Genomic DNA, 13,526 nt, shown 5'->3' on the forward strand with positions numbered 1-13,526 from the left:
ACAGTAGCAATATGTATTGTCCGTTCTGTCGCCACCCAGACTCTCGGGTGGTTGACTCCCGAGTGGCCGACGACGGTTCCGCGATCCGTCGTCGTCGGCAGTGCCCGCAATGCGAGCGGCGTTTTACCACGGTGGAAACTACCAGCCTGACGGTGATTAAGCGTTCCGGCATCGGCGAGCCCTTTAGCCGCGGCAAAGTGATCAATGGAGTGCGTAAAGCCTGCCAGGGCAGGCCTGTTACTGAGGACGATCTAGCCTTGCTGGCTCAAGAGGTCGAAGAGAGCATTCGAGCCGCTGGTAGCGCCGAAATTGAGGCGCACGAAGTGGGTCTCGCCATTCTTGGACCGCTGCAGAAACTGGACAAGATCGCTTACCTGCGCTTCGCCAGCGTCTATCAAGCCTTCGAATCGCTCGACGATTTTGAACACGCCATCGCCCTGCTCCGACACGAGGCAGAGCTGAAAGCCGCTGACTCCGCGGTAGACGGAGCGCGCGCCTAGACTCCGGTGGTGGTCAGGGAGGGGAAGCCCGGGCCACCACCGGTACCACTTGAGGTATTGGCAGGATGCTAATGGACAAGTACGATCTGAAAAAGGATCTGAAAAACCTCTATTCGACCAGTGCCAAGGATTTTCAACTGGTGGAAGTCCCTGAGCTGGGTTTTCTTATGGTGGATGGCGAGGGTGATCCGAACACCTCAGCCGATTATCTTAGTGCAGTTGAAGCGCTCTTTAGCATCGCATACACGCTTAAATTCTCCAGCAAGGCCGCTGGCCGCGATTTCGTAGTTACTCCTTTAGAGGGTCTCTGGCGGGCAGCTGACCCGAGCGCCTTTACCAGTCGGGATAAGGACAGCTGGCTCTGGACCATGATGATCGCCCAACCGGAATGGGTCACCGAAGAAGCGGTTAGGCAGGCAGTGCAGCAGGCCGCTGCGAAGAAGGGCTTGTCACCGCAGGCCTCGGCAGCGCTAGAACGCCTGCGCTACCGGCGCTACACCGAGGGCTTATCCGTGCAGATCCTGCACCTGGGTTCCTACGACGACGAGGCGCCCACCTTAAGCAGGCTGCATCACGAATACCTGCCAACGCAGGGGCTCGATTTCAACGGTGACCACCATGAGATCTATCTCTCGGATGCGCGTCGTACTGCCCCGGAAAAGCTGAAAACCATTCTCCGCCAGCCGGTCAAGACCGTCTCGAAGACCTAAATGCTCGAAGCGCTGATACCTTCAGATTGAATTTCAGGCTGCTCTGCGTCTTAGTCCATGCTGATTTTCGAATACTCTGCCTGATCTAGTAGTCCGATGACTTCTTCCGTCGCCCATAGGCGGTCCGCGATCCCAACTGCCGTTGAGTGCACTCGGGGTCGATATAAGCGAGACGCTCGCGGATGTCTGGAAGTAAATCATAGTGCTCGCATTGGCTCGGATAAAGCGGGTTTGTACCTAGGTGACTGGTCGGTTGGGTGAATTCAGCTCATCGGCACTCCTCTTATTCAGAAACGACTCAGGAGTCGGACTCCAAGTGAGCGCCAGGAGGCTTATTCCTCTGTCAGAATTTTGCTAGGTCATTCCCAGACTATTCTCAGCTATTGTTTGGACTATTAGGTACTTCATCAGAGAGGGCGCATGATGCCAAAGCACTCCCGTACTTCTCGTGCAGCTAGTTTCCTCGCTGTTTCTGGTATCGCTGTGGCCCTGTTGACTGGCTGCACCTCAACACCGGCCGCCACGTCAACGTCGTTATCTTCGACCACTTCACCCGTAACATCGATGGCGACTAGCACGAGCAGCGTGCCCGCTGCTGCGCAGTTCTTCAGTTCGCAGTCAAAAGCCCTCGATGAAAAGCAGCCCACAGCGCAAGCGGCCTTTACCAAGGAGGGCACTGGCCCCGGCACTATAGACGTTCCTGCGCTACCTGTCGGAAAGACCCGGATCGGCCTGGTGATCAACTGCACCGAGGGCGTGGACTGGAAAGTAGCGATACCTCAAAAGACGGCCGCGAACGCAGGAGCGCCCTGCTCGGAAGGCATCACCCCGATAGCCGATTTCGCCATTGATTCACCGAAGGGGGTAACGAAACTCGAACTTAGCTTGTCTAGCTCTACCACGTATTGGCTGACCGTCTATTACGTTTAGGAATGAGAGCATGCAGTGAAATTATTCAGAAAACTTGGCGTGGCCATCGCTACCGCCGCCATCCTGTTCGGGTCCGTCAGTGCGGCCCAAGCGGCCCCACAAACCGCTCCGGCGAACATGGTCTCACCGAAGAGCCTCTGTTCCAGCAGCAACGTTGACATAGCCATTAGCCAAGTGGCCAGGCACTACGTCAAAGGCAGTTATCGGCTCGCTGGCTCCCCCGGAGCACATCTAACCATTGCCGCTGGTACAACCTCGACGATTACGGGCACCATCACCCTCTCGACAACCGTTGAAGCGGGCGCGATCTTCGCCAAGGCCTCCGTCTCAGCAGGTGTTTCGTTGGCGCTCAGCAAGGCCACTACCGTCACATATTCGGTATCAGCGACGATCCCGTCCCAAGGTGGATACATCGAGCTAGGCGCTGACGGGCGCTCCTTCGCCTGGACAGCGACGAGATACAACAACAACTGTGTCGTCTCATCACATCAAGTCGGCTCCGCGGTTGGCGCTACGAGCACCCCGTATGGCTACCTGTCCTGGGTCGGCTTCAAGTAAACCGTCAACAAACGTCCGAACCCACACCAGCGCCGTTCCCATCGCGAGCGGCACTGGTGTGTTTACCGAGTCGATGCCGTGGAGTACGAAATAGGCTTTGGCGGAACCGCCCGCTTCGTGTTGGCCTTCTCGCAGCCCACGGCTCTGTCTAAAAAGCCTGCTCTAGCTGGAGAAAAGGACTGAGAGTGTCACCGAGGCGGAACATTAGCTCGTACACTTGGCGGAACTTTTCCGCACTGAATCAACATCCGGAATCTGACTATTGTCAGTGCACTAAGCGATGATTTGATCAGGCGCCCAATTTTCGGCAGAAACAGCTTGTCGAAGTCGAACAAACTAAATGGGGCTTTCAATGGCAATTCAGCTCACGCACATCCATCAATCCGGCTACACGCTCAACCTGCCTCCGATGTGTTAGGTCAAAAATCTCTTCTCTATTTCAAACTGAACCAGCTTCGAAACGCTACCGTCCGCCGCTTACCGGTAGCACGGAGCCTGTGACATAGGAAGCCTCGGGGGAGAGCATCCAGAGCACAGCCTGAGCAACTTCGTCCGGGGTCCCGGCCCGCTGCATCGGAATGAGGCCGCTGAGCCTTTGCACTCTATCCGGCATCCCGGCGTCCTGGTGTAAACGAGTCTCGGTGAGGCCTGGAGCCACCGCATTGACCCTGATGCCCTGTGCGGCCACTTCGGCGGCCAGACCACGGGTCAGCACATCCACGGCACCCTTGCTGGCGGCATAGTGCACCCATTCACCGGGGGAGCCCGCCTTGGTGGCGGTGGAGGAGATGTTGACGATTGACATATTCGACGCCGGTGCCTGCTGCCAGTGCTTGATAGCGGCCTGGCATACTCGCATGGTGCCCAGCACATTCACCTCGAAGGTGCGTTGCAGCACCTGATCGGAAACCTCACTGAGCGGACCGGGTGAATTGCCGGTAATCCCGGCGTTGTTCACCACGGCACTCACGTCGCCCAGGCTCGCTGCAACCTCAAAAAGCCTTGGGATCTCTGCTTGCTGACTGATATCGGCCAGCACCGACGCGGCTTGCCCACCGCCGTGGAGAATCTGCCGAACCACCTGCTCCGCACCAACGCGATCCTGAGTGTAATTGACCACCACTGCATAGCCCGCGGTAGCGGCCTGCAGGGCGACAGCCGCGCCAATGCCGCGGCTAGCACCCGTCACGATGAGTGCGGGAGCGCGACTCATTTGGTTTTAAAATGCCTGGAGGCTTGTAGTGCAGCACCGACGATTCCCGCATTGTTCTTCAGCTCGGCGGGAATAATCTTGGTGCGCAGCTTGAGCTGTGGCAGAAAGTCCTCGCTGCGCTTGGAAATGCCGCCGCCGACAATGAACAGCTCGGGGGAGAACAGGAATTCCAGGTGGGTGAAGTAGCGCTGCAAACGCTCTGCATAGGCTTCCCAGCTCAGGTTCTCGCGTTCGCGGGCGGTGGCCGAGGCGCGGCTCTCCGCGTCGAAGCCGTCCAGCTCAAGGTGGCCAAGTTCGGCATTGGGAACCAGCTTGCCGTTGAAGATGAACGCCGAACCAATGCCGGTACCCAGGGTAATCACCAAAACGGTGCCGTCTTGATCCTGACCAGCGCCATACTTGGCTTCTGCAACTCCGGCGGCATCGGCGTCGTTCATCACGTGCACCGGACGATCCAGGATTTTGGTGAGTAGCGCATCGGCGTCGGTGCCAATCCAGCTCTTATCCACATTGGCGGCCGAGCGGGCCACTCCGTGCGAGATGATCGCCGGGAAGTCCACGCCCACCTGGCTATCCGCCTCGGGAGCTTCGGGTCGACTCATCAGCTCATCAACGATCTGTTTCACCACTGCGGCCACGGCTTCCGGAGTGGAAGGCTGCGGGGTATCGATCCTGAAGCGGTCACCCACCAGCTCGCCCTTTTTCAGATTGACGATGCCACCCTTGATGCCGGTGCCGCCAATATCGATGCCGATGGCGTGGTGGGATTTGGTGTTGTTCTTGGACATTCTGGCTCCGTAGTGATGAGTTAGGGCAGGGTAAGGATTTCGGCACCGGTATCGGTGACCAGGAGGGTGTGTTCGAACTGGGCAGTGCGTTTGCGGTCACGGGTGACGACGGTCCAGTCGTCCTCCCACATATCCCACTCGATCCCGCCGAGAGTGAGCATCGGTTCGATGGTAAACGTCATCCCGGTCTGAATCACAGTGCTGTAGGCAGGAGCGGCGTCATAATGCGGAATGATCAGGCCGGTGTGGAAAGCCTCGCCTACTCCGTGGCCGGTGAAATCGCGAACCACGCCATAGCCGAAACGCTTGGCGTAGGACTCGATAATGCGACCGATGACATTGATTTCCCGGCCCGGGACGACTGCCTTGATGGCTCGCCGGAGCGACTCTTCGGTTCTCTCCACCAAAAGCCGGGACTCCTCATCGACGTCGCCCACCAGGAAGGTGTAATTGGTGTCGCCGTGAACCCCGTCCTTATAGGCAGTGATATCGATATTGATGATATCTCCGTCCTGTACCACGGTGGAGTCCGGGATGCCGTGACAGATCACCTCGTTGAGCGAGGAGCAGAGCGATTTGGGAAAGCCTCGGTAGCCCAGGGTCGAGGGATAGGCATCATGAGCCAGGATGAATTCGTGGCCGATCCGATCCAGCTCGTCCGTAGTGACGCCCGGGACGACGTGCTTTCCAACCTCCACAATGGCCTGGGCGGCGATTTTTGAGGCCCGCCTGATCCGTTCAATGGTCTCGGGGCTCTTGACCTCCGAGCCGGTAAATTTTGCCGGGCCTGGCTTACCGACGTACTCCGGCCGTGGGATCGAGGTGGGAACACTGCGTTGAGGACTGATCGTACCGGGAATGAGGGTACCGAGTGGAGCGTGGGGCATGCTTCCATCCTAAGCAAGGATTAGGCTCGAAGTAGCCATCGATGAGAGGAGCGGTCCATGCCGCAGTTTTGGTACAACGTGAAAACCCATCAGGTCGAGGAGGATGCGCAATCGGATTGGACTCAGCTGATCGGTCCTTACGAGACCCGTGCCGAGGCAGAGCAGGCCTTGCAGAAGGTCAAGGAGCGCAATGAAGCCTGGGATGGCGAAGAGGAGGACTGAACTGAATCAGGGCTCGACGGCGGCCCCGGCCAGAGTAATTCTCGTTAACGGTATGAGCGGGGCTGGCAAGACGACACTTGCTCGTCGCCTAGCGCCGAAACTGGGCTTGCCGCTGTTCAGTAAGGATGACTTTAAAGAAGCGTTCCATGATTTCGGCCCGGCAGGCATCGACAACCGGAGTCTGGGGGCGCTCTCCATGGAGGCCTTGTGGACTGCTGCGGCAGCGGTTCCGATGTCCATGGTGGAATCGTATTGGCATGCCGAGCGGGATCGGGCTTTCGTCCTGACCGGGCTGCGCCGCAGTGGTCTAGAGCTCGGAGTGGAGATTTTCTGCGCGCTGGAGCCCGTTCTGGCTCGTAGCCGGTCGTTTCTCCGGGAACGCCATCAGGTTCATCCGCGCATTGAGCGGGATGAAGAAGCCTGGGCCGAGGGAGTGCGCGGCGCAGTGCCGCTGGGTTTGGGGCCGGTGATCACGGTGGATACCTCGGAGCCTATGGAGCTGGATTCGCTCGTCGCGCAGGTAAAAGCTTTGCTCTGAACTGATGCTCTAAAGCCGATATTCAATACCTCTTGCTTCCTCTGAGCGATCTCGGTACTGTCAATGTAATCGATTTCTCAATGAGGAGACCAGTTATGGGATCACAGTCAATCAGTCGAAAAGCGTTCGTTACCGGTGCCGCGGGAGTGGTGGCCGCGGTGGGTCTGGGCTCCGGTTCTGCGGCGGTGGCACAGGCCGATGGCCTGATTCAAGTAAGCAAGGTGAAGGACCTCACCGGCCCTGGGCTGACCACGGCCTACCGAATGGAAGCGACCGACCTCGGCATTCCCGCCCGTACCCCGGACGGCCGCACTCTCTACGTCTTTGGAGACACCTTCGAGAACGCGAGCGTCGGCAACGGCTGGTGGCGTTCCCCCGTGGCGCTATGGTCAAATACCACTAACTTAGCCTCCGGCGTGACTTGGTCCGGAGCCGTAGGAGGCGCGGCCGCAGAGCAGCTCTGGGCCTATGAGCACAATAATTCGGTGTTCTCCACGGTATTGCCCTCGGACGTGATCACCATCGGAAACTCGATGTATCTGCATGTGATGGTCAACCAGGGATTGGGTAATGTGGTCTGGACTGAAATCTGGCGTTCCGATGACAGCGGTGCGCATTGGGTGCACACCGGAGCGAAATTCCCTGCTGACCTCCATGGTGGTCTTTTCCAGCTACTCACCTGGGGTCTGGGCAACGACGGTTATGTTTACGTTTACTCAACCGGCTTCCAACGCGATAAGCCGATCATCTTGCACCGGGTACTCAGCCAGGACATCGCCAACCCTGCCGCCTACCAGCCCTGGGGCTACCAAGGCGGGGCCTGGAATTGGGGTAACCCGCCCACCCCGATCCTGGACGGGAAGTTCGGCGAGATGAGCCTGCGCCCGCTGGGCGGCAAATGGGTGCTCACCTGGTTCTGCTCGGACAATGACAATTGGCGGATCGATGCTCTGCTGATGGATACCCCGACGTCCAACCTCTATCAAGCGAAGCGGCGTACCCTGATCAACCACGCGGACTGGGGCCAGGAGGACGATAGCCATGTAGCCCAGCTCTACGGCGGCTACATCATCCCGGGATCGACTCTGGACGATCTACACCTCTCGGTGAGTCAGTGGAACACCAGCAACGGCTGGCCCTATCGGGTGATGCAATTCCGGGCCCAGGGGTTCGGTAGTTCCTAGAAGGAGTGCTCCGGTCCCGGGAAAACGCCGGAGCGTACCTCGTCCGCATAACTGCGAGCTGCTTCCGAAAGGGTGGTCCGGAGCTCGGCGTATTGCTTGACGAATTTCGCCACCTGACCGCCACGCAGGCCAGCCATGTCCTGCCAGACCAGGACCTGGCCGGTGGTGCCATTGCCCGCTCCGATGCCCACGGTCGGAACCGCGATAGCGGCATCAACCGCGGCAGCCACGGTAGCTGGGACCATTTCCATCAGCACGCTGAAGGCGCCCGCATCAGCCAGCGCCACGGCGTCGTCAATCACTTGCTGGCCGGTATCCCCACGGCCCTGTACCCGGTAGCCGCCCAGGGCGTGCTCGCTCTGCGGGGTGAAACCAATATGAGCCATCACCGGGATTCCAGCGTCCACGATTGCACGCAGATGAGGAGCGAAACGTTGCCCGCCCTCCATTTTCACCGCGGCCACCAAGCCCTCTTTCATCAACCGCACGGAAGCCGCCACGGCTTGCTCCGGGCTGGCTTCATAACAACCAAAGGGCAGATCCGCCACCACGAGTGCCCGGTGCGCGGAACGCGAAACGGCTCGACAGAGCGGGATCATTTCATCCAGCGTGATCGGCAGGGTGGTCTCATAGCCATAAACATTATTCGCCGCCGAATCACCGATCAGCAGCACCTCAATGCCCGCTTCGTCGAAGATCTGCGCGGTGTATTGCTCATAAGCGGTCAGCATGGCGAACTTTTGACCCTGATCCTTGAACTGCTGCAAATGATGAGTGCGGATCTTGCGCGGGCTAGGCACAGCAGGGGACGACGGCGTTCCGGACTGCTGCGTGCCGGTGCCGTAAGGAGCGGGGATTTCGGCGGAACTCATACCTTGAGCCTACTGGAAAATGACACCCTGGAGCGTGCTAGCTCATCCTCTCGGTAGAGTTGTTACAGCATGGTCGGCAGACCAGTCACCATCAGCACAGCCGGACGCCCCGCAGGGTGAGCGCAGCAGGAGGAAGCTCTATGGATCGCCAGCAGGAATTTGTTCTTCGCACCATCGAAGAACGTGATGTCCGATTCGTCCGGCTCTGGTTCACCGACGTCGTCGGATCGCTGAAATCGGTGGCTTTGGCACCCGCCGAGGTGGAGGGAGCCTTCGAAGAGGGCCTGGGTTTTGACGGCTCGGCAATCGAAGGACTTGCTCGGGTCTTTGAGTCGGATATGTTGTTGCAACCGGATCCGGCCAGCTTTCAGATTCTGCCTTGGCGGGGCGAGAACGAGCCCACATCCAGAATGTTCTGCGACATTCTCACCCCGGATGGACAGCCCTCCACCGCTGATCCTCGCAACGTGCTCAAACGGACCTTGGCCAAGGCCGCGGATATGGGCTTTACCTGCTACACCCACCCAGAAATTGAGTTCTACCTGCTCAAATCCGAGGAACTCGGTGCCGATGGGGTGCCCGTTCCGGTAGATCGAGCCGGCTACTTTGATCACGTTCCGGGCGGCGTGGCCCAGGACTTCCGGCGCACCGCGGTGACCACCCTGGAAAACGTCGGCATCTCAGTGGAATTCAGCCACCATGAGGGTGGCCCCGGGCAAAACGAAATTGATCTGCGCTACGCCGATGCCTTGCAGACCGCGGACAATATTATGACCTTCCGCACCGTGATCAAAGAGGTTGCCTTGCAACAGGGCACCTATGCAACCTTTATGCCCAAGCCCTTCTCGGATCATCCGGGTTCCGGCATGCACACCCACTTCTCGCTTTTCGAGGGCGATTCCAACGCCTTCTTCGAAGCCGGTGCCGAGTTCCAGCTCTCCACCACGGCGCGACAGTTCATCGCTGGGATTCTCAAGCACGCCCCCGAATTCACCGCGGTGACCAATCAGTTCGTCAACTCCTATAAGCGGCTCTGGGGCGGGGGAGAAGCTCCCAGCTATCTCTCCTGGGGCCATAACAATCGCTCGGCGCTGGTACGGGTGCCACTGTACAAACCCGGCAAAGGACAATCGGCCCGCATCGAGTACCGAGGCATCGACTCCGCAGCCAATCCCTACCTGGCGTATGCGGTGCTGCTCGGTGCCGGACTAAAGGGCATCGAAGAGGGGTATCAGCTCCCGCCCGCTGCGGAGGATGATATCTGGGCATTGAGCACCGCCGAACGCCGCACGTTGGGCCATGACCCGCTGCCCTCCAGCCTGCACGACGCGATCCGAGCGATGGAGGATTCCGAAGTGATGGCCGAAATCTTAGGCGAACAGGTCTTTGAGCATTTCCTGCGGAATAAAAGAGCCGAATGGCAGGACTATCGTCTGCAGGTCACCCCCTACGAGTTGCAGCGCAACTTGGGGATCCTCTAAGTTCTGCCGCCATGGTGAAGAGCTTGCAGCGGACGCTGATTGTCCACGGATTTGCGGACCTAGAGAAAAGCACACGTTTTTTGGCTGCTCCGGAGCTGGCCGGAATAGACCAAGAGAAGCTCTTTGCCGGGTTGAGCTTTTCCGCAGATCCCGATCTGGCTCTGCAATCCCTGGTACGCATACTGGCTTCAAATGCTCAGCTGGCTATAGAGGTCACCAGTATTCTTCACGACGGCTCGGCAGCCAGCGAAGCCATGTTTCGGCTGCTCGGTGCCTCTGAAGCGCTCGCGGACTTCCTGATCCGCAATCCACGCCACTACGATGTGCTGCGCACTCCAGTGAGCGCGGAGCCGGTGGGTAGCTCGCCAGAGACCTTGCGGGCTTCGCTGCTAAGGAGCGTGGGCGCGGACCCGGATTCGCTCAACCCGGTGGCCACCACGCCCCATGCGGAGGCTGTGTTGGCGCTGCGAAGCCAATATCGCAGGCATCTGACCGAGTTGGCGATTAAGGACCTTGGTGCGGCTTCGCCGAACGATGTGATGCCGATCATCGGCGCGGAGTTGGCAGATTTGGCCGGGGCAGCCTTGGACGCCGCACTCGCCGTTGCCCGGGCCGAACTGGGGAGTGCTGAATCGAGGGGCACAGCGGGTGGGTTTTCCGCCCAGGAGGTGGCCGCCGTTGACCTGGCCGTGATCGGAATGGGCAAATGTGGTGCGCGCGAGTTGAACTACATCTCCGATGTGGACGTCATCTATCTGATCGAATCCCGCGAGCTGGACGAGGTGAGGGCCAATCTGGTGGGCTCCGCCCTGGCCAGCGCGCTCTCCCGGGCGATTAACGCCCCGGCTCGGGAACCCGGGCTATGGGAAGTGGATGCCAACCTGCGCCCAGAGGGCAAAGACGGTCCGCTAGTACGCACCCTGGAATCGCATTTGGAGTATTACCGGCGCTGGGCCTCCGGCTGGGAGTTTCAAGCCCTACTTAAGGCTCGGACCATTGCCGGTCACCGGGAACTGGGCGCTCGCTACGAGACGGCGCTGACCCCAATGATCTGGAGTTCTTCCGAGCGGGAAGGCTTCGTGGAGTCCGTGCAAGCGATGCGCCGCCGGGTGAGCGATCACATTCCGACGGGGGAGCGTGAGCGGCAACTCAAGCTCGGCGTCGGCGGCCTGCGGGACGTCGAATTCACCGTTCAGTTGCTCCAATTGGTGCACGGCAAAACCGATGAGAGCTTGCACCGGCGGGATACCACCGGAGCCATTCACGCCCTTTCGAACGCTGGATATATTGGCCGCACCGACGCCCAGGAGCTAGACCAGGCCTACCGCTATCTGCGCGTCCTGGAACATCGGATTCAACTCGTCCAGCTCCGCCGAACCCATCTGATGCCTAACTCGGAACCGGCCTTGCGCGCGCTGGCCAAATCCTCCACCGGCTCATTGAGCACCCAGCGGTCCAGCGCGGAAGCCCTGCTGGCCGAATGGCATCAGGTGAAGCGGCGGGTCCGTTCCCTGCACGAGCGGATTTTCTATCGGCCACTACTCAATACCGCAGCACATCTGAGCGCGGCCGAGGCTTCCTTGAGTCCGGAGGCAGCTCAAGCCCGGCTGGCAGCCCTGGGCTACCACGACGGCGCCGGGGCGATGCGTCACATTGAGGCGTTGACTACCGGGGTTTCCCGTCGCGCGGCTCTGCAACGGCAGTTACTACCCGTGCTGCTGGGGTGGCTGGCCGACGGCGTGGATCCGGACGGCGGTTTGCTCGCCTTTCGACGCTTGAGCGAGTCACTAGGATCAACGCACTGGTATCTGGCCATGCTGCGAGACTCGCAAGCTGCTGCCGAGCGGTTGTGCCATGTGTTGTCCAGCTCGCGGCTGATTGCTGACCTGCTGGAGGTCTCGCCCGAGGAAACCTCCTGGCTCGGCTCGGATAAGGAGTTGCGGCCCCTTGGCTTTGAAGCGCAGTGGCAGGAGATTCAGTCCAAGATGTCCCGGCATCCGGAACCCAATGAAGCCATTCGACTGATCAGACTGATCCGCCGTCGTGAGATCCTGCGGGTTGCCATTGCCGATGGTGCCGGCTTGCTCAGCCAGGATCAGATTGGGGAGGCACTTGCCGAGGCGGATCGGGCGGCAGTACTGGGTGCCCTGCACGTCGCAGAGGGAGTTGCGGGGGAACGCAAAACCGAGGTCCTGGTGGTGGCGATGGGTAGGCAGGGTGGCCGCGAAATCGGCTATGGTTCGGACGCCGATGTGATGTACGTACACCGGGCGTTGCCTGGATTCTCTGAGGCGGAAGCTCAGTCCCAAGCCTCGGAAATCGTTGGCCTGGTTTCTAGTTTGCTCACTCAGCCGCTCAAACCGGCCGTTCTGGCGGAGCGAGTGCTGAAAATCGACGCCGATCTGCGACCGGAAGGGAAGAACGGAGCGATGGTCCGCTCCTTGGATTCCTATCGTGAGTATTACCAGCGCTGGTCGCTCATCTGGGAGGCACAAGCGCTACTGCGCGCCCGTCCGCTAGCGGGCAGCGATAGCCTGGCCGCCGACTTCCTGGCACTAATTGAACCGATCCGCTACCCGAAGTCCTTGAGCGATCAGGATGAGCGTGAGGTTCGCCGGATCAAGGCCCGAGTGGAGTCCGAACGCTTACCGCGCGGCGCCGATCCGGCCCGACAGGTCAAACTGGGCCGGGGTGGTTTGAGCGATGTCGAATGGCTTGTTCAGCTCATGCAACTCAAATACGCCAGCCAGTTTGCTGAACTGCGCAGCACCTCGACGCTACCGGTTTTGGTAGCGCTATCCCGCCGGGACTTGATTGACGCCGAGGACGCCGATTTACTGGCTAAGGCTTGGCGGTTGGCCAGCAGAATCCGCTCGGCTAATGTGCTCTGGTCCGGACGTGTTTCCGATTTGCTGCCTTCCTCCCGGCGGGACCTAGAAGCCGTGGCACGTTGGTGCGGGTACCCGGCGGGTCAGGGCGGCGCTTTGGAAGAGGATTACCTTCGGCTTACCCGGCAGGCCAGGACCGTTTTTGAAAAATACTTTTACGGTGAATCACTCTGAGTGCAGAATAATTCTGGGCTGGAGAGGGAGACCATGACCGAAATTGAACTGATCTTGCTCAAAGAGCTTCCCGAGCTGGAACGGGAGGCCGCCGAGCAAGAAATCCGCTGCTTGCGGATCGCTGAGGAACAGGTGGCTTTCGTCGGACGGCCCCAGGAGCTTCTAGAGCTCGCTGAGCTTGAACCGGACCGGGATCTCTTCGCGGTGCGGGAGGGCGGGAAAGTCGTTGGCACCGGGACTCTACATCCCCAAGCGGCGGCTCGGCTTGGTTGGGCCACCGATGACCCGGCCGCCTTATTGCGGGCGGTATTGATCGGCTTGGACTTCCAAGGCCGCGGGCTGGGTGCCGCAGTTGCGGAAGCCGCCGTCGCGCTCGCTGAGCAGCGGTACCCGGAGGCTTCCGGAGTGGTGCTCTCGGTGAACGAAGCCAACCTCGCCGGTCAGCGAGCCTACCGGAGTGCCGGGTACGACGTCGTCGGGCGCTATTTGGGTGGTTCGAACGGGCCGCAATGCGTGATGTTTCGCGAGTTTGCTCACGGGGGCTGACGAGTCAGCGAACAAGCCGGGTGTGAGAAATTCGG

General features: G+C 59.9%; 14 protein-coding genes. 10 read left to right on the forward strand and 4 right to left on the reverse strand.

Annotated features, from left to right (window positions below; genetic code table 11):
• Nucleotides 1-11 precede the first annotated feature (11 nt).
• From nrdR to FHU41_RS01010, 4 genes are all read left to right on the forward strand, one after another.
• Nucleotides 12-500: a transcriptional regulator NrdR gene (nrdR, locus tag FHU41_RS00995; protein WP_179387809.1), complete on the forward strand. Its 489-nt coding sequence runs from the start codon at nt 12-14 to the stop codon at nt 498-500.
• Between the two features lie 71 nt (nt 501-571).
• On the forward strand, nt 572-1,210 hold the full coding sequence (locus FHU41_RS01000) for a GyrI-like domain-containing protein (protein ID WP_179387810.1): 639 nt from the start codon (nt 572-574) through the stop codon (nt 1,208-1,210).
• A gap of 564 nt (nt 1,211-1,774) precedes the next feature.
• A complete protein-coding gene (locus FHU41_RS01005; RefSeq protein WP_179387811.1) occupies nt 1,775-2,140 on the forward strand; it encodes a hypothetical protein in 366 nt (121 codons plus the stop codon).
• Nucleotides 2,141-2,155: 15 nt separating this feature from the next.
• Complete coding sequence (locus tag FHU41_RS01010) at nt 2,156-2,698, forward strand: hypothetical protein (protein WP_179387812.1); 543 nt, start codon at nt 2,156-2,158, stop codon at nt 2,696-2,698.
• A 463-nt stretch (nt 2,699-3,161) separates the two neighbouring features.
• On the opposite strand, the gene FHU41_RS01015 is transcribed toward FHU41_RS01010, so the two are convergent.
• From FHU41_RS01015 to map, 3 genes are read right to left on the reverse strand one after another with little or no spacing between them, the layout of a single operon-like run.
• Nucleotides 3,162-3,911 (reverse strand): SDR family oxidoreductase, encoded by a 750-nt coding sequence (locus FHU41_RS01015; RefSeq protein WP_179387813.1) that lies wholly within the window; start codon nt 3,909-3,911, stop codon nt 3,162-3,164.
• The gene (ppgK, locus tag FHU41_RS01020; RefSeq protein ID WP_179387814.1) at nt 3,908-4,699 is read right to left on the reverse strand and encodes a polyphosphate--glucose phosphotransferase; all 792 of its coding nucleotides are present in this window, start codon (nt 4,697-4,699) and stop codon (nt 3,908-3,910) included. Before ppgK ends, FHU41_RS01015 begins: the two co-directional genes overlap by 4 nt.
• A gap of 20 nt (nt 4,700-4,719) precedes the next feature.
• Entirely contained in the window at nt 4,720-5,586 is an 867-nt protein-coding gene (gene map / locus FHU41_RS01025; RefSeq protein WP_179387815.1) for a type I methionyl aminopeptidase, read from the reverse strand.
• A gap of 57 nt (nt 5,587-5,643) precedes the next feature.
• Here map and FHU41_RS01030 point away from each other — a divergent pair, with 57 nt between their 5' ends.
• The 3 genes from FHU41_RS01030 to FHU41_RS01040 all read left to right on the forward strand — a co-directional run bounded on the left by FHU41_RS01030 (nt 5,644) and on the right by FHU41_RS01040 (nt 7,530).
• Nucleotides 5,644-5,808 carry an SPOR domain-containing protein gene (locus FHU41_RS01030; RefSeq protein WP_179387816.1) on the forward strand — a complete coding sequence of 55 codons (165 nt, stop codon included), beginning with the start codon at nt 5,644-5,646 and terminating at the stop codon, nt 5,806-5,808.
• Nucleotides 5,789-6,346, forward strand: a complete 558-nt coding sequence (locus FHU41_RS01035) for a P-loop nucleotide/nucleoside kinase family protein (RefSeq protein WP_218846892.1) — start codon at nt 5,789-5,791, stop codon at nt 6,344-6,346. Before FHU41_RS01030 ends, FHU41_RS01035 begins: the two co-directional genes overlap by 20 nt.
• Before the next feature lie 95 nt (nt 6,347-6,441).
• The gene (locus FHU41_RS01040; RefSeq protein WP_179387817.1) at nt 6,442-7,530 is read left to right on the forward strand and encodes a glycoside hydrolase family 183 protein; all 1,089 of its coding nucleotides are present in this window, start codon (nt 6,442-6,444) and stop codon (nt 7,528-7,530) included.
• Here the strand turns inward: FHU41_RS01040 and panB are convergent.
• Nucleotides 7,527-8,402 carry a 3-methyl-2-oxobutanoate hydroxymethyltransferase gene (gene panB, locus FHU41_RS01045; protein ID WP_179387818.1) on the reverse strand — a complete coding sequence of 292 codons (876 nt, stop codon included), beginning with the start codon at nt 8,400-8,402 and terminating at the stop codon, nt 7,527-7,529. The two genes, FHU41_RS01040 and panB, sit on opposite strands and share 4 nt — an antisense overlap.
• A gap of 140 nt (nt 8,403-8,542) precedes the next feature.
• On the opposite strand from panB, the gene glnA reads away from it, so the two are divergent.
• Genes glnA through FHU41_RS01060 form a run of 3 tightly spaced genes read left to right on the forward strand, consistent with a single transcriptional unit; the run spans nt 8,543 to nt 13,491 of the window.
• Entirely contained in the window at nt 8,543-9,883 is a 1,341-nt protein-coding gene (gene glnA / locus FHU41_RS01050; protein ID WP_179387819.1) for a type I glutamate--ammonia ligase, read from the forward strand.
• 11 nt (nt 9,884-9,894) lie between these two features.
• A complete protein-coding gene (locus FHU41_RS01055) occupies nt 9,895-12,945 on the forward strand; it encodes a bifunctional [glutamine synthetase] adenylyltransferase/[glutamine synthetase]-adenylyl-L-tyrosine phosphorylase (protein WP_179387820.1) in 3,051 nt (1,016 codons plus the stop codon).
• Between the two features lie 33 nt (nt 12,946-12,978).
• Nucleotides 12,979-13,491 (forward strand): GNAT family N-acetyltransferase, encoded by a 513-nt coding sequence (locus FHU41_RS01060; protein ID WP_179387821.1) that lies wholly within the window; start codon nt 12,979-12,981, stop codon nt 13,489-13,491.
• Nucleotides 13,492-13,526: the final 35 nt, after the last annotated feature.

The organism is Psychromicrobium silvestre (assembly GCF_013408295.1).
GTDB classification, from domain to species: Bacteria; Actinomycetota; Actinomycetes; order Actinomycetales; family Micrococcaceae; genus Renibacterium; species Renibacterium silvestre.